The sequence below is a fragment of the Odoribacter sp. Z80 genome, from assembly GCF_009935865.1.
Taxonomy (GTDB): Bacteria; Bacteroidota; Bacteroidia; order Bacteroidales; family Marinifilaceae; genus Odoribacter.
Genome location: NZ_QWEL01000001.1, coordinates 375,363 through 394,853, shown reverse-complemented (window position 1 = coordinate 394,853; position 19,491 = coordinate 375,363). Strand labels below are relative to the sequence as shown.

General features: G+C 44.6%; 18 protein-coding genes. 14 read left to right on the top strand and 4 right to left on the bottom strand.

The genetic code is table 11. The features are described from left to right. Window positions 1–33: 33 nt before the first annotated feature. The 3 genes from serS to rplU all read right to left on the bottom strand — a co-directional run bounded on the left by serS (window position 34) and on the right by rplU (window position 2,094). Entirely contained in the window at window positions 34–1,308 is a 1,275-nt protein-coding gene (gene serS, locus D1136_RS01675; RefSeq protein ID WP_161875880.1) for a serine--tRNA ligase, read from the bottom strand. A 162-nt stretch (window positions 1,309–1,470) separates the two neighbouring features. Next, window positions 1,471–1,731 (bottom strand): 50S ribosomal protein L27, encoded by a 261-nt coding sequence (gene rpmA, locus D1136_RS01670; protein WP_161875879.1) that lies wholly within the window; start codon window positions 1,729–1,731, stop codon window positions 1,471–1,473. A 51-nt stretch (window positions 1,732–1,782) separates the two neighbouring features. Beyond that, a complete protein-coding gene (gene rplU, locus D1136_RS01665) occupies window positions 1,783–2,094 on the bottom strand; it encodes a 50S ribosomal protein L21 (RefSeq protein WP_161875878.1) in 312 nt (103 codons plus the stop codon). Window positions 2,095–2,306: 212 nt separating this feature from the next. Here rplU and D1136_RS01660 point away from each other — a divergent pair, with 212 nt between their 5' ends. Together D1136_RS01660 and D1136_RS01655 are read left to right on the top strand one after the other, a co-directional pair. Further along, window positions 2,307–2,855: a 1-acyl-sn-glycerol-3-phosphate acyltransferase gene (locus D1136_RS01660; protein ID WP_161875877.1), complete on the top strand. Its 549-nt coding sequence runs from the start codon at window positions 2,307–2,309 to the stop codon at window positions 2,853–2,855. Window positions 2,856–2,881: 26 nt separating this feature from the next. Then, window positions 2,882–3,619: a M15 family metallopeptidase gene (locus tag D1136_RS01655; protein ID WP_161875876.1), complete on the top strand. Its 738-nt coding sequence runs from the start codon at window positions 2,882–2,884 to the stop codon at window positions 3,617–3,619. Here D1136_RS01655 and udk read toward each other — a convergent pair. Next, window positions 3,616–4,245 (bottom strand): uridine kinase, encoded by a 630-nt coding sequence (gene udk, locus D1136_RS01650; RefSeq protein ID WP_161875875.1) that lies wholly within the window; start codon window positions 4,243–4,245, stop codon window positions 3,616–3,618. The two genes, D1136_RS01655 and udk, sit on opposite strands and share 4 nt — an antisense overlap. Before the next feature lie 133 nt (window positions 4,246–4,378). Between udk and D1136_RS01645 the strand changes: the two genes are divergently transcribed. The 12 genes from D1136_RS01645 to rmuC all read left to right on the top strand — a co-directional run bounded on the left by D1136_RS01645 (window position 4,379) and on the right by rmuC (window position 19,463). Then, on the top strand, window positions 4,379–5,170 hold the full coding sequence (locus tag D1136_RS01645) for a nitrilase-related carbon-nitrogen hydrolase (protein ID WP_161875874.1): 792 nt from the start codon (window positions 4,379–4,381) through the stop codon (window positions 5,168–5,170). Window positions 5,171–5,229: 59 nt separating this feature from the next. Further along, entirely contained in the window at window positions 5,230–7,353 is a 2,124-nt protein-coding gene (locus tag D1136_RS01640) for a DPP IV N-terminal domain-containing protein (RefSeq protein WP_161875873.1), read from the top strand. 61 nt (window positions 7,354–7,414) lie between these two features. Then, entirely contained in the window at window positions 7,415–8,092 is a 678-nt protein-coding gene (gene trmD / locus D1136_RS01635) for a tRNA (guanosine(37)-N1)-methyltransferase TrmD (protein WP_161875872.1), read from the top strand. A gap of 98 nt (window positions 8,093–8,190) precedes the next feature. Continuing rightward, window positions 8,191–10,041 carry a 30S ribosomal protein S1 gene (gene rpsA, locus D1136_RS01630; protein ID WP_237566950.1) on the top strand — a complete coding sequence of 617 codons (1,851 nt, stop codon included), beginning with the start codon at window positions 8,191–8,193 and terminating at the stop codon, window positions 10,039–10,041. Window positions 10,042–10,108: 67 nt separating this feature from the next. Beyond that, window positions 10,109–11,056 carry a ribonuclease Z gene (locus D1136_RS01625; RefSeq protein WP_161875871.1) on the top strand — a complete coding sequence of 316 codons (948 nt, stop codon included), beginning with the start codon at window positions 10,109–10,111 and terminating at the stop codon, window positions 11,054–11,056. A 45-nt stretch (window positions 11,057–11,101) separates the two neighbouring features. After that, window positions 11,102–12,160, top strand: a complete 1,059-nt coding sequence (locus D1136_RS01620) for a mannose-1-phosphate guanylyltransferase (RefSeq protein ID WP_161875870.1) — start codon at window positions 11,102–11,104, stop codon at window positions 12,158–12,160. Window positions 12,161–12,171: 11 nt separating this feature from the next. Further along, window positions 12,172–12,828, top strand: a complete 657-nt coding sequence (gene upp / locus D1136_RS01615; protein WP_161875869.1) for a uracil phosphoribosyltransferase — start codon at window positions 12,172–12,174, stop codon at window positions 12,826–12,828. Between the two features lie 69 nt (window positions 12,829–12,897). Further along, complete coding sequence (locus D1136_RS01610) at window positions 12,898–13,212, top strand: hypothetical protein (protein WP_161875868.1); 315 nt, start codon at window positions 12,898–12,900, stop codon at window positions 13,210–13,212. A 106-nt stretch (window positions 13,213–13,318) separates the two neighbouring features. Next, complete coding sequence (gene secA / locus D1136_RS01605; RefSeq protein ID WP_161875867.1) at window positions 13,319–16,618, top strand: preprotein translocase subunit SecA; 3,300 nt, start codon at window positions 13,319–13,321, stop codon at window positions 16,616–16,618. A gap of 24 nt (window positions 16,619–16,642) precedes the next feature. Then, entirely contained in the window at window positions 16,643–17,647 is a 1,005-nt protein-coding gene (lgt, locus tag D1136_RS01600) for a prolipoprotein diacylglyceryl transferase (protein WP_161875866.1), read from the top strand. A 13-nt stretch (window positions 17,648–17,660) separates the two neighbouring features. Next, the gene (locus D1136_RS01595; protein WP_161875865.1) at window positions 17,661–18,131 is read left to right on the top strand and encodes a nucleoside deaminase; all 471 of its coding nucleotides are present in this window, start codon (window positions 17,661–17,663) and stop codon (window positions 18,129–18,131) included. Window positions 18,132–18,155: 24 nt separating this feature from the next. Beyond that, on the top strand, window positions 18,156–19,463 hold the full coding sequence (gene rmuC, locus D1136_RS01590) for a DNA recombination protein RmuC (RefSeq protein ID WP_161875864.1): 1,308 nt from the start codon (window positions 18,156–18,158) through the stop codon (window positions 19,461–19,463). The last annotated feature ends 28 nt before the right edge of the window (window positions 19,464–19,491 follow it).

Genomic DNA, 19,491 nt, shown 5'->3' with positions numbered 1-19,491 from the left:
TTTACCTTTTTATTTTGCTTTCTGTTGGGATGGTTATTGAATCATGGAAGTGCCCATGAAATTTTGCAAGACTTCCGGCAGGCGGATGCCTTCTTCGCATTGGTTATTTTCCAGCAAAGCTGCTACAATGCGCGGAAGAGCCAGGGAACTTCCGTTTAAAGTATGGCACGTGGTTGTTTTTTTGTCTCCCTTGTCTTTATAACGGAGTTTCAGCCGATTGGCCTGGAACTCCTCAAAATTAGAAACCGAACTGACCTCAAGCCATTTATCCTGTGCTTTCGAATAAACTTCAAAGTCAAAAGTCAGTGCAGAGGTGAAACTGATATCTCCGCCGCACAGACGAACAATCCGGTAGGGAAGTCCCAGTTTAATCAAAATGCTTTCCACATGTTTGACCATACCGTCCAGTGCTTCGTAAGAGCATTCCGGACGGGTAATTTGTACGATTTCCACTTTATCGAATTGATGCAGTCGGTTTAATCCTCGTACGTCTTTACCGTAAGAACCGGCTTCCCGCCGGAAACATGCGGAATAGGCCGTATTTTTAATCGGTAGTTTTTCGCCTTCTACGATGGTATCCCGGTAGATATTGGTTACCGGAACTTCGGCAGTAGGAATCAGGTAAAGGTTATCTTCGTTGATGTAGTACATCTGACCGTCTTTATCCGGAAGCTGGCCCGTACCGTAACCGGAATCGGCATTAATCAATAAAGGCGGTTGTACTTCCTGATAGCCGGCTTTGATATTTTCTTCCAGGAAAAAGTTGATCAGGGCACGTTGTAATTTGGCTCCCCATCCTTTATAAAGCGGAAAACCGGCACCGGTAATTTTTACACCGGTTTCGAAGTCAATCAAATCATATTTTTTCGCTAACTCCCAATGAGGAATGTCATTAGGGGTTTTCCGGGGAATTTGTTCCACTATTTTTACGACAACATTGTCGGCATCCGATTTACCCACCGGAACGGAGTGGTGAGGCATATTAGGCAGACGTAACAGAATACCGTTGAGTTCTGTTCCTACTTCATTCCGACGGTTATTCAGTTCAGCAATAGAGGCCTTCAGTTCGGCAGTTTCTTCCCGGGCTTTTTCTGCCTCGGCTTTCTGACCGGATTGCATAAGTTGGCCGATTTGTTTGGCTATGTTGTTCATTTGAGCCTGCTTGTTCTCTGCTTCTTGCTGGAGTGATTTGCGAAGGTTGTCAAGTTCTATGATTTTTTCCACCAATTCCCGGGCATCAAAATTTTTTACAGCCAGACGCTCAATAACCGTATCCTTATTTTCCCGGATAAATTTCAGATTCAACATAATGTTATGATTTTAGATTCCAGATTCCAGATTATATGCCATCCCCAGGACTGCATGAGATTCTAAATCTTGGAGCATAGATTGTTTTCGGTTGCAAAATTATAAAAAAAACTCCTGTATTCGTGCAGAATACAGGAGTTGAATATGGTTATTTTTTTCAGTTTATTCTGCAATAGCTTCCACTGAAACGAACGATTTGTTGTTTCTTTTCTTCCGGAAAACAACAGTACCATCTATCAGGGCAAACAAAGTATGGTCTTTACCCATACCTACATTTTCACCCGGATTGTGTACGGTACCTCTTTGACGAACCAAAATATTTCCGGCTTTGGCAAATTGTCCGCCCCAAATTTTTACTCCTAATCGTTTGCTTTCTGATTCACGGCCGTTCTTGGAACTACCGACTCCTTTCTTATGTGCCATATCGTATAAATAATTTAGAAGTTACAATAATTAAAATGAAACCAACGAAATTTAAGCGTTGATAGATTCAATCTGAATCTGAGTCAGATATTGACGATGACCATTCTTCCTTTCGAATGTTTTTCTTCTTTTCTTTTTGAAGATGATTACCTTATCCCCTTTCAGGTGGCTCAATACTTTTGCGGTAACTTTAGCTCCTTCAACTTTAGGTGTACCGATTTTTACCTGACCGTCGTTGTCTACTAAAAGAACATTGTCAAATTCTACCTGAGCACCTTCTTCGGCTGTCAGTCTGTGAACGTAAACCTTGCGGTCTTTTTCTACTTTAAATTGCTGTCCTGCAATTTCAACAATAGCGTACATTTGTTTTATTGTTTTGTTGTTAATACCACGGGGTGGGTTCTGACCACTTATTATACCCCTAAGGAAAATTTGTGGTGCAAAAGTACAATTTATTTTGAAGTTGACAAATGATTTACGAATTTATTTTGGGAATTATTACACCCGGAGGATAATGTATGTTTGGGGTGGTGATAAATTTTCTATTTTTGCATAGAAATAAATAAAGTGAGGTTATGAAATATTTAGCAAGGTTTATTATGTGGTTGGCGGGCTGGAAATATAAGGGGGAGTTGCCGACGGAAAAGAAAGCTGTGATTATATCGGTGCCGCATACTTCCAATTGGGATTTTATCTGGGGGGAACTGGCTTTTCTGAGCCAGGGCATACCGGCTTTTATTTTGATGAAAAAGGAGTTTTTCTTTTTTCCTTTGGGGATGATTTTGCGGGCTTTGCGGGTGATTCCGGTGGACCGGGGAAATAAAGACAGCCAGTTGGTGGACCAGATGGTGAAGGAGTTTAAGAGCCGGGATAGCATGTATCTTTGCATCACTCCTGAGGGAAGCCGCAAGAAGCGGAAGAAATGGAAAAAGGGTTTTTTGGTTATTGCTAAAGCTGCCGGAGTGCCAGTGTATTTAGGGCGTATCGATTATAAGGAAAAATTTTGTGAAGTGGGCCCCTTGTTTTGGCCAACGGGACAACCGGATGCGGATTTGGAATATATTATGGGTACTTACCGGGATGCTCATCCGAAATTTCCGGAAAATTTTTCATGTGGAAACTGAAAATTTCGGAAATCCGGTAGCTTTATATGAAAAATTGGGGCGTATTTTGTTTGTTGATGGTGGTCGGCTGTTTCGGGCAGAAAGAGTCGGCAGAAGGGTCTGGGGAAAACAATGAGATTTTTTATATCATTGAAGATTCCGTTATCAGGGAAAAAGATACTGAAACTGAGCGAGGAATGAGGGAGATGGGGTTAGTCGACATTCAGGAAGTGGTTCCTGCAATTCGGGTATCTCTGGTGTATGCTACTTCGGATAATTTTGTCGGGAAGATTTTATACCGGGATATCCGGAAGGCTTTTATGTTGCCGGAAACGGCTTTGCGTCTTGCAGAAGCCCAGAAAAAATTGCACCTTGTCCGACCGGATTTAAATTTGCTGATATATGATGCTGCAAGGCCTATGGGGGTTCAGCGGGAAATGTGGGAAACGGTGAGGGGAACCGATAGGTATATGTATGTCAGCAATCCCCGGAACGGTGGAGGATTACATAATTACGGTGCGGCTTTGGACCTGACCCTTGCGGATTCTGCCGGAGTTCCTTTGCCGATGGGGAGTCCGTTCGATTATTTCGGAGAGGAGGCCCGTCCGGATAAAGAAGAGGAAATGTTAAGAGCGGGGAGAATAGCACCGGAGCATCTGTCTAATCGCCGGTTGTTGCGCAAAGTGATGCAGGAGGCGGGTTTTCGTGTCTTGCCCAGTGAATGGTGGCATTTTAATCTTGTCTCCCGGGAAGAGGCCAGACGGAGGTTTAAGGTGATAGATTAGGCTGTCTTTTCCTTTTCTATGATTGATTTTATATTTTGTACTAAAATTTTCAGGGCAACCGAATTAAAACCTCCTTCCGGAATGATAATGTCGGCATACCGTTTGGAAGGTTCGACGAATTCGTTGTGCATGGGTTTGACGGTAGAAAAATATTGGGTAAGTACAGATTCTATGCTGCGGCCGCGTTCTTGCACGTCTCTTAATAATCGGCGTCCCAGCCGGACATCGGCATCGGTGTCGACATATACTTTTACGTCCATCAGTTCCCGCAGGGCTTTGTTTTCCAGAATCAGAATTCCGTCTATGATGATGACCTGGGCCGGGTTGACTTTTACGGTTTGGTGGGTGCGGTTGTGGTTGACGAAAGAGTACACCGGCCGGTGGATGGGATGACCGTTTCTCAGGCTCAGAATGTCTTGGATCATCATATCCGTATCGAATGCATCGGGGTGATCGTAATTCAATTGGGTTCGCTCTTCGTATTCCAGTTCATCATGGGCTTTGTAATAATAGTCGTGGCATATCGTGATAACACTTTCTCCTTCAAACACTTCCTGTAATTTTTTCACTAAAGTTGATTTGCCGGACGCCGTACCGCCTGCTACGCCTATGATTGTCGTTTCCATGGTATTTATTGTTATTCTGTGGGCAAAAATAATAAAAAGTGGCATTTTTGCTGAGTTTTATCCATTTCAAAATGTAAATTTGTATGGAATAGAATGATTCACGGATGGAGAACTGAAAACAGGAAAGTGATTTATGAAGATTGCGTTGATACAAACTTCCCTGATCTGGGGAAATGTAGAAGAAAATTTACGGCTTTATGCGGATAGAGTGGCGGGTTGTAACGGTTGCGACCTGATTTTGTTGCCGGAAATGTTTACTTTTGGCAGTATGATGGCGAAGGTGCCTCGTGAGGTGGCGGATGTGGAGAAAAAAGAGGTGGCAGGCCGATTTCCGGAAGTACGGCAGAAAATGCAGGAGTGGGCGATGCAGAGGGATGCAGTTGTAGCCGGTTCTACGGTTTATGAGGAAAACGGGATTTATTACAATCGTTTGATTGCAGCTTTTCCGGATGGCCATAGCCTTTTCTATGATAAACGTCATTGTTTCCGTATGGGAGGGGAAAAAGAACATTTTTCCGGCGGTAATCATCATCTGGTATTTGATTTCCGGGGAGTTCGGATAGCTGCTTTCATTTGTTATGATTTGCGTTTTCCGGTGTGGTGCAGGAATACGGGGGGATATGACCTGGCTTTTTTTGTAGCCAATTGGCCGGAAGCCCGGCGACAGGCATGGGAGATTTTGTTGAGGGCCCGGGCTGTTGAAAACCAGGCATATATTGCCGGAGTGAACTGTGTAGGTTGTGATCACAACGGCATTCTCTACGCGGGAGATTCCTTCGTTGCAGATCCTTGGGGAAATATTCAGAAAAAAGCCCGGGAATATGAAGAAGAAACCGTCATGGTGGAGTGTGATATGGCTGCTTTACGGGACTATCGCCGCCGGTTTGCCGTTTTGGAAGACAGAGATGAGTTTGTCATTTGCTAATTTTTTATACTTTTGCAGACGTTTGCTAAAATCGTGGAATAATCAAATTATTGACATATATGAAATATTTATTATTTACAATTATCGGAGTGGCTATGGTATGTAATATGAAGGCCCAGGACAGGGTACTGACTATGGAAGAGGCCATATTGGGTTATGAACTTTATCCGAAGAATCTGTATGTTCAATGGCAGGGCGATAAGAATGTGCTGACTTATATTGAAGGAACGGATTTGGTGGGTGAGACTGCTGTGAATGGAGAGAAAAGTGTTCTGATGAGTGTGGAGGAACTGAACGGGATTTTAGGGGCGCATTTGAAGGGATGGCCGCAATATAGCTGGAAAGACGCTAAAACATTGGTGATTCGCCGTCAGGGAAAGATTTTTGAAGTGGATGTGGAAAAGAAAAAATTGTCGGCGATTTTTACTATAGCCCAAGGGGCAGAAAACGTGACTTCTAACGGTAAGGCTTTGGTGGCTTATACGAAAGGAAACAATCTGTATTATACAGATGCCAATGGCAATGAATTTGCTGTGACGAAAGATGAAAACCCTGATATTGTGAACGGGCAGGCGGTTAGCCGGAATGAGTTCGGTATTCAAGGGGGAATTTTTTGGTCACCGGATGGAAAGAAACTGGCTTTTTACCGGAAGGACGAGAGTGAGGTAGGCACTTTTCCTTTGCTGGATATCAATACGCGTACGGGTTCTTTGCGGGAGATAAAATATCCGATGACCGGCATGAAGTCGGAGCAGGTAAGCCTGGGAGTTTACGATGTTGCTTCCGGACGTACGGTGTTTATGGATGTTACAGATTTCGGAAGGGAACAGTATTTGACGAATATAGCCTGGCATCCGTCTTCTGCGTATGTTTATATCCAGGTACTTGACCGTTCTCAAAAGCATATGCGTTTGAATCAGTATGATGCGAAAACCGGAGCGTTTGTGCAGACTTTGCTGGAGGAAAAGAATGAACGTTATACCGAACCGTTGACACCGGTAGTTTTTCTGAAAGATGCCGGTTCGAAGACATTTATTTATCGGACCAATAACCGGGATGGTTATTTTAATCTGTATCTGGTGGATGCTGCTTCCGGTAAGGTGGTGAAACGTCTGACCGACGTCGATGCGGATGTGGAAATGGTGGGACAGGACGGAAAGTATGTCTACTATACTTCTGCCGAAGTGAGTCCGGTGGAGAACCATTTGTTCCGGGTGGATGTGAAGTCCGGTAAAAAGACCCGGCTAACCCGGGCAGAGGGGTGGCACCGTATTACGATGAGCGGTGACATGACGTATTTTGTGGATAATTACAGTAGTCTGAAAGTACCCCGGGTGATTCATCTGGTAGAGAATAACGGTAAAGTTGTGAAAGAACTGCTGAATGCTGAGGACCCGACTAAAGATTATAACTTTGGTGAGATCACACTGGGAACAGTTAAAACTGCAGATGGGAAATACGATAATTACTATCGCTTGATAAAGCCGATGAATTTTGATGCGACGAAGAAATACCCGGTGATTGTCTATGTCTATGGGGGACCGCATTCCCAGATGGTAAAGAATACCTGGCAGGGGGAATTGCGTCGTTGGGAAATGTATATGGCACAGCATGGTTATGTTGTGTTTGTGATGGATAACCGTGGAACTTCCAACCGGGGGGCTGAATTTGAGAAAGCTATCCACGGGCAATGCGGCCAGGCGGAGATGGCCGACCAGATGGAAGGTATTCGTTTTCTGAAGTCATTGCCTTATGTGGACGCGGAGCGTATCGGAGTACATGGATGGAGTTATGGTGGCTTTATGACCATTTCATTGATTACGAACCATCCGGAAGTATTTAAGGTGGCTGTAGCAGGAGGACCGGTGATTGACTGGAAATGGTATGAAGTGATGTATGGTGAACGCTATATGGATTCTCCCCACACCAATCCGGAAGGTTATGCTAAGGTGAGCCTGATAAACAAAGCCAAGGACCTGAAAGGAAAATTGCTGATTTGCCAAGGTGCGGTGGATAACGTAGTGGTATGGGAGCACAGTTTGAGTTTCATTCGTGAATGCATTAAAAACAATGTACAGGTGGACTATTTCCCGTATCCTTGTGCAGAACATAACGTGTTGGGAAAAGACCGCATTCATTTGATGCAAAAGGTCACCGATTATTTTGAAGATTATCTGAAATAAAACCGGAAAATGAGGACGGGAAAGTTGTTTTGCCCGTCCTTGTTATGTGAAAATAGAGCGTATGCGTATAGATATATTAAGTGTTGTTCCGGAATTGTTGGTGAGTCCTTTGAATCATTCCATTATCAGACGAGCTCAGGATAAGGGAATCGTAGAGATTCATATCCATAATATCCGGGACTGGTCGAAGGATAAATTCCGGAAAGTGGATGATTATCCGTTTGGAGGAGAGGCGGGATTAGTGATGATGATTCAGCCTGTATTTGACTGTATTCAGGAACTGACTTCCCAGCGGCATTATGATGAGATTATTTATACGGCGCCGGATGCTCCGACTTTCAATCAAAAGATGGCGAACGAATTATCTTTGAAAGAGAACATCATGATATTGTGCGGGCATTATAAAGGTATTGACCAGCGAATCCGGGAGCATCTGGTCAGCCGGGAGATTTCTGTCGGTGACTATGTGCTGACGGGTGGGGAGTTGCCGGCTTGCATCATGACGGATGCGATTGTGCGGTTGATTCCCGGGGCCATGAATGATGAAAGTTCGGCTTTGAGTGATTCGTTTCAGGATAATCTGCTGGCGCCGCCGGTTTATACCCGTCCTGCCGAATATAATGGCTGGAAGGTGCCGGATGTCCTTTTATCCGGTAACCATGCCAAGATACACGAATGGCAGGAAAAGATGGCTTATGAACGTACGAAAGCCCTCCGGCCGGATTTATTGGAAGAGTAATTTTTGTTGGAAAATAATTGTAGAACGGATAAATATTCTTACCTTTGCGGCCGATTCAAAATAATGTCTAACTTATTAGATAGGAAACAATTAAATTTATGTCAGAAGAACAAAAAGAGATGCAGGCAGAAGCTGCAGAAAAAAACGTAAAGAAAGTTGCTCCGGTAACAAGTGCTGAACCGGATGAAAATTTTGATTGGGATGCCTATGCTAACGACGCTGTCGTTCCTGCATCCGAAAAAGAGGCGTTGGCTCAGAAATATGCTGAAACTCTCTCCAAAGTGGGAGAAAAAGAAGTTGTTGAAGGAACTGTAATCTCTATGAATAAGAGAGAAGTGGTTGTCAACATCGGCTACAAATCCGACGGTATCATTTCCTTGAACGAATTCCGTTATAATCCGGAATTGAAAGTAGGTGATAAAGTTGAAGTTTATGTAGAAACTCAGGAAGATAAAAAAGGTCAGTTGACCCTTTCACACAAGCAGGCCCGCGCATTGCGCAGTTGGGACCGTGTGAACGAAGCTCTGGAAAATGACGAAATCATCAAAGGTTTTGTAAAATGTCGTACGAAAGGCGGTATGATTGTTGACGTATTCGGTATTGAAGCATTCTTGCCGGGTTCTCAGATCGATGTTAAGCCGATCCGTGATTACGATGTATATGTTGGTAAAACAATGGAATTCAAAGTGGTTAAGATTAACCAGGAATTCAAGAACGTTGTTGTATCACACAAAGCTCTTATTGAAGCTGAACTTGAACAGCAGAAGAAAGACATTATTTCTAAACTGGAAAAAGGACAAGTCCTTGAAGGTACGGTTAAAAATATCACCTCTTACGGTGTATTCATTGACTTGGGCGGTGTAGACGGTTTGATTCACATCACCGACCTGTCCTGGGGTCGTGTAAACCATCCGAATGAAATCGTTCAGTTGGATCAGAAACTGAATGTGGTTATTCTGGATTTCGACGATGAGAAAAAACGTATTGCCTTAGGTCTGAAACAACTGACTCCGCATCCGTGGGATGCTCTGAGCGCGGAACTTAAGGTTGGCGATACCGTTAAGGGTAAAGTTGTGGTGATGGCTGACTATGGTGCATTCGTGGAAATCGCTCCGGGTGTGGAAGGTTTGATTCATGTATCTGAAATGTCCTGGTCACAGCACTTGCGTTCCGCTCAGGATTTCATGAAAGTGGGTGATGAAGTAGAGGCTGTTGTGTTGACACTGGATCGTGAAGAACGGAAAATGTCTCTGGGTATCAAACAATTGAAGGCTGACCCGTGGCAGAATATTGAAGAAAAATACGGTGTAGGAACAAAACATACTGCAACTGTACGGAACTTCACTAATTTTGGCGTATTCGTAGAAATTGAAGAAGGAGTTGACGGATTAATCCATATCTCTGACCTTTCCTGGACGAAGAAAGTAAAACATCCGGCAGAATTTACCCAGATCGGTGCTCCGATTGAAGTCGTAGTATTGGAAATCGACAAAGAAAACCGCCGTTTGAGCTTAGGTCACAAACAATTGGAAGAAAATCCGTGGGATGTATTTGAAACCATCTTCACTGTGGATTCAATCCATGAAGGTACGATTACTGAAATCTTTGACAAGGGCGCTGTTGTTGCTCTGCCCTATGGAGTTGAAGGATTTGCTACTCCCCGTCATTTGGTAAAAGAAGACGGTTCTCAGGCTAAAGTAGATGAGAAACTGGAATTCAAGGTAATCGAGTTTAACAAAGCTGCAAAACGAATCATTGTTTCTCACTCTCGTGTATTCGAAGATGTACAGAAATCTGAAGAGAAAGCTAAGAAGAGTGCAGAAGAGAAGTCTACGAAGAAAGCCGTGAAACAAGTGAAGGATAAGCTTGAAAAAACCACTTTAGGCGACATCACTGAACTGGCTGCTCTGAAAGAACAGATGACTGCTGATGCTGCTAAGGAAGATTAATGGCGGATGGGTGATTTATGGCTGATGGCAGCAAAAGAAAGATAATTTTGACATCAAGACGTAAATCATGAAATTCGAGTTGACCATATTAGGGAGCGGTTCTTCCGTTCCCACTTCCAACAGAAACTCTGCCGCTCAGGTGCTTAATGTACTTGAGCGGCAGTTTCTTATTGACTGTGCGGAGGCTACCCAGCATCAGTTAAGGCGTTTTCATGTACCTTATAATAAGATTAATCATATTTTTATATCCCATCTGCACGGCGACCATTTTTTTGGTTTGATGGGATTTTTATCTACACTTTCTTTACAAGGGAGAAGGGGAGAGATGCATATCTATGCAGACGGGCGTTTGCAGGAGTTCCTGCAGTGCCAGATGAAGATTCTTCACAGCCGTTTTTTGTTTCCTGTTGTTTTTCATGCTTTGGGCAGAAGGGAGGAGACGATTTATGAAGATAAAGTCGTGTCGGTGACTTCCTTTCCTTTAAAACATCATTATGAGGCTCCTGTTTGCGGCTTTTTATTCCGGGAGAAAGAGCGTGAACGGACTATTCTGAAGGATATGGCTTCGGCCTGGCAGGTGCCGTTGTCTTTTATGCAATATTTGAAACAAGGGGCAGATTACATCACTCCGGAGGGAGAGATTGTTTCCAATGCCCGTCTGACGGTGGACCCGCCTCCGTCCCGTTCGTATGCCTATATGACGGATACCTTGTTCCGGGAACGTTTTGCGGCATATGTTCAGGGGGTGGATTTGCTTTATCATGAGGCGACTTATAGTAAAGCAGACGGTTTATTAGCTAAAGAGACTTACCATAGTACTGCAGAGCAGGCGGCAATACTGGCGAAATTGGCTGGGGCGAAGAAATTGCTTTTGGGGCATTTTTCGGCCCGTTATACTGACCCGTCGTGCCTGTTACCTGAGGCACAGGCCATCTTTCCGGATACTTTTATTTGTGCTGACGGTGACCGGTATGAAGTGCCGGCTGTAAAACGAGAAACCTATTTTAATGGATAGGAAATCAAAAATAATTGTAAATTTGAATATTATTAATAGAAAGATATGAATCATCTGGTGATTATGGCTGGTGGGGTGGGAAGCCGGTTTTGGCCGATGAGTACACCTGTCCGTCCCAAACAATTTATAGATGTGCTGGGAGTGGGAAAGACGCTTTTGCAATTGACTGCGGAACGTTTTGCAGGAATTTGCCCGATAGAAAATGTGTGGGTGGTGACTTCCGGAAAATATCGGGAGCTGGTGAGAGAACAATTGCCTGAAATTCCCGGGGAGAATATCTTATCAGAGCCGTGTATGCGGAATACGGCCCCCTGTATTGCTTATGCTGTCTGGAAAATCAAACTGAAAGACCCGCAAGCTAATCTGGTCGTTTCTCCTGCCGACCATCTGGTTATGGATGTGGCGGAATTCAGGCGGGTTATCCGGAAAGGATTAGATTTTATTGCCGAGTCGGACCGGATTCTGACTTTGGGTATATTGCCTGTGAGGCCGGAAACGGGATATGGGTATATCAAGGTAAAAGGAGCAGGAAATCAGGAATCTGAAATATTTGAAGTGGAAGGATTCCGGGAGAAACCGGAATTGGAGGTGGCAGAACAATATTTGAAAACGGGAGGATATTATTGGAATGCCGGAATTTTTTTGTGGAATGTCAGGACCATAGAAAAAGCATTCCGCCGATACCGGCCTTCGCTTGCTTCTTTATTTGATGATATTAGTATGTCTTTTAATACTGACGGAGAACAGGACATCATCAACGCCCGTTACCAGAAATGTGACCATATTTCCATTGATTATGCTATCATGGAGAAAGCGGAGAATATATATGTTTTTCCGGCGGATTTCGGGTGGTCGGACCTGGGAACGTGGGGGACTCTTTACCGGCAGATGCCGAAGGATGAGAAGCAGAATGCGGTTGTCGGAAAATCTGTCCGCATGATTGATTCCGCCAATTGCCTGGTGCATGTCCCGGATGGGAAACAGGTTATTGTTGAAGGACTCGACGATTACATTGTTGCGGAAAAAGAGGGGAACCTCCTGATTTGCCGTAAAATAAACGAACAAAGAATCAAAGATTTTTATAAAAGCGAAGGAGATTATTAAAAAATAAAAAAATGATAAACACGATTGATGTTCAACCTTCTGTACTCAATACTTTTCTGGCGGAAATCAGAAACCGGGATATACAGACAGACCGTATGCGTTTCCGGCGTAATCTGGAACGGATAGGGGAAGTGCTGGCCTATGAAATCAGTAAGACGTTTGCTTATTCTCCGGTGACTGTCCAGACTCCGATTCATTCGTGTGAAGTGATTTTACCTTCGCAGGAAGTAGTCATTGCCACAGTATTGCGTGCCGGATTACCTTTTCATCAGGGTTTCCTGAATTATTTTGACCATGCAGGAAGTGCTTTTGTGTCTGCCCGCCGTGCATATAACCGGACGGACGGCCAGATAGAGATCCGTTTTGATTCCATCTATACTCCTGACCTGACGGGCAAGCAGTTGCTATTGGTGGATCCGATGCTGGCAACCGGTAAATCGTTGGTGATTACTTACCGGGAGTTGTTAAAGCAAGGCGGACAACCTGTGCATACGCATATTGCTTCGGTTATTGCCAGCCGGCCAGGGGTGGAATATGTGGAAAAAGAACTGACAGGGGAGTCGCTGACTTTGTGGACAGCTGCATTGGACGAAGGATTGACGGAGAAATCTTATATCAATCCCGGAATCGGAGATGCCGGCGATTTGGCATTTGGTGAAAAGAAGTAGTTGAATGTAAAAGATTGTCATTTTACTTTTCACTTTTTACATTTTCAATTACCTTTGTAAACTATGGAAATGAACAGGTATTTATTGGCGGCGTTGTATGTCATGGCGGGATGCGCTGTGTCTGTGCCTTTGAAAGCCCAGCAGCATGGTGAGCTTTTGAAAGTGGAACGTTGCCGGCTGGTCATTACCCATACCGTTAAGGTGGTTTCTGTCTGTTTGGATGAAGAAACAGAGGAATCATTCCATTATAGTCTGCCGGCGGACTATTTTCTTTCTTCTTTTTTGCAAGTAGCCGGACAGGTTTATTACTATCCCCGGACGATAGATTCGGCAGTCGGTTCGTTATGCCGTACTTCATATAAAATCAGGGCCCCCGGAGAGTAAAACGGTAACAGAAACGGGCAGGGGATAACCATGTCCGGATGAAGGTACCGGTTATTTCCGGAAGAGAGGTGTCGAATGATTTTTTAATTTTAATTTCAAATTTAAAATGGGTTTTAATGATATTTTGAAAAAACTGTTCGGTAATAAATCGGACAGGGATATGAAAGAGTTGCTTCCAATTGTGGCGAAAGTGAATGCAGAGTGGGAGAAGATAAAAGGGCTGAGCCATGACGAACTTCGTGCGGTGGCAGAAGATTTGAAGAAACAGGTGAGGGAATACATTCGTGAAGAAGAAGAGGAAATTGCTTCTCTGAAACGGAAAGTTGATGAAGAAAAACCGTCGATAGAGGAGCGTGAAGAAATCTATGACCGTGTAGATAAACTGGAAGAGCGGATAGATAAGAAAGTGGAAGAAGTGCTGACTGACATTATGCCGCGTGCTTTTGCGGTTATGAAAGACACTGCCCGTCGTTTTAAGGAAAACAAGGAGATAGAGGTAATAGCTACTCAGTTTGACCGGGATTTGGCTGTGGCACATGATTTTGTTGAGATAGAGGGGGATAAGGCAATTTATTTCAATTCCTGGATTGCAGGTGGTAATGAGGTGACCTGGGATATGGTGCATTATGATGTGCAATTGATTGGAGGTTCGGTATTGCATCAGGGAAAGATTGCAGAGATGGCTACGGGAGAAGGAAAGACTTTGGTGGCTACGTTACCGGTATTCCTGAATGCCTTGAGTGGCCGTGGGGTGCATATGGTGACTGTGAATGATTATCTGGCCAAACGCGACTCGGAATGGATGGGGCCTCTTTATATGTTCCATGGTCTTTCCGTGGACTGTATTGATAAGCATCAACCCAATTCTCCCGAACGCCGGAAAGCTTATATGGCTGATATTACTTTCGGAACCAACAATGAATTCGGTTTTGATTACCTGCGTGATAATATGGCTATCAATCCGGAGGACCTGGTGCAACGGAAGCACAATTATGCTATTGTCGATGAGGTGGACTCGGTGTTGATTGATGATGCCCGTACGCCGTTGATTATTTCGGGTCCTGTGCCTAAGGGAGATGATCAGTTGTTTGACGAATACAAGCCGCGTGTGGAACGACTGGTGAAAATGCAGCAGGAGTTGGTGATGAAGATTTTTAAGGATGCCCGGGAATTGTTAGCCAGCGATGATGCAAAGAAACGCAAAGAAGGGGGAATATTATTGCTTCGGGCCCACAAAGGACTTCCTAAATACAAGCCTTTGATTAAATTCTTAAGCGAAGAAGGAAACAAGGCCATTCTGATTAAGACGGAAAACGAATACATGCAGGAAAATAACCGGAGAATGCCGGAGATTACCGATCCGTTGTATTTTGTGATTGACGAGAAACTGAATTCGATAGATTTGACGGATAAAGGTCACGATACGATTACTGCTGCGGGAGAGGACCCTAAGTTCTTTATATTGCCGGATATTGGCACTGAGATTGCTGAGATTGAGAAAGAAACGGGTGATGAAAAAGAGAAACTGGCTAAGAAGGATGAATTGATCCAGAATTATGCCATGAAGTCGGAGAGGGTTCATACAGTGAGTCAGTTGCTGAAAGCTTATACTTTATTTGAGAAGGATGTAGAGTATGTGGTATTGGATAATAAAGTGAAGATTGTGGATGAGCAGACCGGGCGTATTATGGAGGGACGCCGCTATTCGGACGGTTTGCATCAGGCCATTGAAGCGAAAGAGAATGTAAAAGTGGAGGCGGCTACACAGACTTTTGCAACCATTACGCTGCAGAATTATTTCCGTATGTATCATAAATTGTCGGGTATGACGGGTACGGCAGAAACGGAAGCGGGAGAATTCTGGGATATTTATAAGTTAGATGTGGTGGTTATTCCGACTAACCGGCCGGTGGTCCGGATCGATGCCAATGATTTTGTGTACAAGACCAAGCGTGAAAAATATAATGCGGTCATTGAAGAAATAGTAAAATTAGTAGAGGCAGGGCGGCCGGTGTTGGTTGGTACAACGTCAGTGGAAGTGTCCGAATTATTGAGCCGTATGCTGAAATTACGCGGGATTAAACACAATGTGTTGAATGCCAAATTACATCAGAAAGAAGCTGAGATTGTGGCTGTAGCTGGTCAGTCGAAAACAGTTACCATTGCAACTAATATGGCCGGCCGTGGTACGGATATCAAGTTAAGTCCTGAAGTGAAAGAAGCGGGCGGTTTAGCTATTATCGGTACGGAGCGTCATGATTCCCGTCGTGTAGACCGTCAGTTGAGAGGTCGTTCGGGGCGTCAGGGCGACCCGGGTTCTTCCCAGTTTTTTGTGTCTTTGGAAGATGATTTGATGCGTTTGTTCAGTTCCGAGCGTATCATCCGAGTGATGGACCGTTTGGGACACCAGGAGGGAGATGTGATTCAGCACTCTATGATTACCCGTTCTATAGAACGGGCACAGAAAAAAGTGGAGGAGAATAATTTCGGTATCCGGAAGCGGTTGCTGGAGTATGATGATGTGATGAATTCCCAGCGTACCGTTATTTATAAGCAACGGCGTCAGGCATTGCTGGGTGAGCGTATCGGAGTGGCTGTTGCCAACAATACCTACGACGTGTGTGAGTCTATTGTGATGGAATATCAGCCGGTAAATGATGCGGAAGGTTTTCGCCTGGAAGTGCTGAGGGTGTTGTCCGTTGATTTTGAAGTGGATGCGGAAGAGTTCCAGAAGGCCCGGCCGGATGAATTGACGGAGCAGCTGTACCGGTATGTGCGGGAGGCATATCAACGTAAGGTGGAAGCCATTGCCCAACAAGCTTTTCCGGTGATAAAGAATGTATTTGAAACGCGTGGAGATGTATTTAAAAATATAGTTGTTCCTTTTACTGACGGGGTGAAGATGTATAGTGTGGTTACTAATCTGGAGAAAGCCTATCGTTCCAACGGGGAGGATATGATGCGTTCTTTTGAGAAGTCGGTTATCCTGGCCCATATTGATGACGCATGGAAGGAACATTTGCGGGAGATGGACGATTTGAAACAGTCGGTACAAAATGCGGCGTATGAACAAAAGGATCCTTTATTGATTTATAAGTTTGAAGCCTATAATTTGTTTAAGGCCATGGTAGAGAAAATCAACAAGGGAATGGTATCTACTTTGATGAAAGGACAGATACCGATGCAGGAACCGGAGCATGTGCGGGAGGCGGAGCAGCGCCGCACGGATTTGAGCAGGATGCGGGAAAGCCGTACGGAGGCACAGGCTTCCGGGGCCGGTAACCGGGGACCTGTACATCATGAGCCGGTGAAAGTGGGACCGAAGGTGGGACGAAATGACCTTTGTCCTTGCGGAAGCGGATTGAAATATAAAAACTGCCACGGAAAAACGAGTAAGTGTTTTTAAGTTGCCAACTTTAAACAGACAAGGATGTTATCACTGTTCATTGATTGGGAGGTGAGTCCCGAAATATTTCATTTAGGCGGTATATCCGTTCGTTATTACGGCCTTTTGTTTGCTTTGGCTTTTGTTTTTGGGTACAAAGTAGAGGAAAGAATGTTTAAGTCGGAGGGATTGCCTATTGCTTGGTTGGATAAGTTATGGATATATGTAGCTGTTGCAACCATTGTCGGTGCGCGTTTGGGGCATTGTATTTTTTATGATTGGGCTTATTACAGCCAGCATCCCCTGGAGATGATTTTGCCCGTACGTTTTTATCCGGAATTTGAGTTTACGGGATACCAGGGATTGGCAAGTCACGGTGCTGCTATCGGAATTATTGCCGGATTGTGGTATTATTCCCGTAAGGTGAGTAAGAAATCCATTTTCTGGATTCTGGACCGGGCGGTGATACCCATTGCTTTGGCGGGATTTTTTATCCGGATGGGCAACTTGATGAATTCTGAGATTGTGGGAGCGCCGACAACCGTACCCTGGGGATTTCATTTTTTACACAACAATGATTTGCGATGGCTGGTTGAAAACAATACTATTGAAGAAACCTTGCGTCAGGCATGGGTAGCCAAGTTTGTTGTTCCTTTGGGGGTAGGTACTTCTATTGATGAACTCATGAAAAGCGGGATTGCTTTCCGGGATTCCGGGGGAGTATATTTAAGCCGGCATCCGGCCCAGCTGTATGAGGCTATCTGTTATTTAGTGAGTTTCGGAGTATTGCTGTATTTATACTGGAAGACGCAGGTCAGAAAAAAGATGGGATTTATTTTTGGAATGTTTCTGATACTTATCTTTTCTGCGCGTTTTGTCATTGAGTTTTTCAAGGATGTACAGGAGAATTTTGAGATTACGCAGGTGTTGAATATGGGACAGAGGCTGAGTATTCCTTTTATTCTTGCGGGGGTGTTTATGTTGTGGTATAGCAAAAGATTGCCGGATACCGGAACAAAAATCCCTGAAACAGGGAAGAAAAGTCGTTAATAGAGCTATTCTGATGTACAGGAAGGAATTTATGCAGGAAGCTGTCCGGTTGGCAGTAGAAAATGTGAAAAACGGCACTGGCGGTCCCTTTGGGGCGGTGGTGGTCAGAAATGGAGAGGTGATTGCTGCTGCGGCTAACACAGTTACTCTGGACTGCGATCCTACGGCTCATGCGGAGGTGAATGCTATTCGTGAGGCTTGCCGCAGGTTGGCTACGCATCAGTTGACCGGATGTGATATATATTGCAGTTGTGAGCCTTGTCCGATGTGTCTTGGAGCTATTTACTGGGCTCGTCCTGCTCGGGTGTATTATGCGGCTACGAAGGACGATGCTGCACAGGCGGGGTTTGACGATTCGTTTATATACCGGGAAATTGTGTTGCCACAGGAGGAACGTACCATTCCTTTCCGCAGGGAAAAATTGCCGTTGTCCGGAGAGGAATTCCGTTGCTGGACGCAGGAAGAGGATAAGGTGGCGTATTAATGCTTTGTCGGATAAAGCACTTTTATGATGGATATGATTGGAATTATAGTCGGAATACTGGCAGGCGGGTTATGCGTCTTTTTAGGTATGTACGGTGGCAGGAAGGCTTTATTCATGAAAGTGAATTGGTTGCAGGAGGAATTGGAAAAAACACGCAGGCAGGCCGGGGAACTGGGGGAGCAGCGATTGGCTGCTTTGCAGGAATCGGAGCGTTTGAGGGAGAATTTACGGCTGACTACAGAGAAACTTTTGCTCCAACAGAAAGAGACCGGCGGGATTCAGCAATTGATGGCAGACCAATTCCGGAATCTGGCTTCAGAGATTCTGGAAGATAAAGCCAGGCGTTTTACAGAGACCAACCGTGAAAATATCGAAAAAATACTGCAACCTTTGAATAAAGATATTGAGGAGTTCCGGAAGAAGGTGGATGAAGCTTATCATAAGGAGGCGACTGAACGTACTGTATTGGAACGGAGGATTGCCGAATTGGTTCAGTTGAACAACCAGATCCGCCTGGATGCAGAGAATCTGACCAGAGCTTTGAAGGGCAATACGAAAACACAGGGAGACTGGGGAGAAATGATACTGGAACGTATTCTGGAAAATTCCGGTTTGACCAAGGGGCGGGAGTACTTTGTACAGGAAACCTTGCGGGATGAATCGAACCGGGTGGTGCATGGGGATAGGGGCAATCTGATGCGTCCGGATGTGGTAGTGGTTTATCCTGATAATCGTAGAGTCATTATCGATTCGAAAGTATCTTTGACAGCCTATGTCAATTACTGTAACGCTTCGGGTGAGGAGGAGCGGGAGATGGCGCAGAAGGCTCATCTGCAATCGGTCCGCAAGCATATTGAAGAGTTGTCACAGAAGAATTATTGTGATTGGACGAACGGTTCTGCCGATTTTGTCATGATGTTTATCCCCAACGAGGCTTCTTATGTGTTGGCTATGCAGACGGACCCGGCTTTATGGAGTGAAGCCTATCGCAAACGGGTGCTTTTGCTGAGTCCGGCGAATCTGATTGTTTCCCTGAAACTGACGGCAGATTTGTGGAGCCGTGAATATCAGAACCGGAATGCCCAGGAGATAGCAGACCGGGGAGCCCGGTTGTATGATAAATGTATTGCCTTTCTGGAAAGTTTTACGGTTTTAGGAGACCATATCCGCAAGACACAGGATGTTTACGGCCAGGTATTGAATCGGTTGAAAGAGGGAAATGGGAATCTGATTACCCAGACTTTGAAACTGAAAGAATTGGGTGTGAAATCCCGAAAAAATGGAAAAGATATACCTGCCGGATTGATTTCTGCCGAGGAAAAAGAAGGCTGAAACAGTTTGTTCCGGCACTATGAAAAAA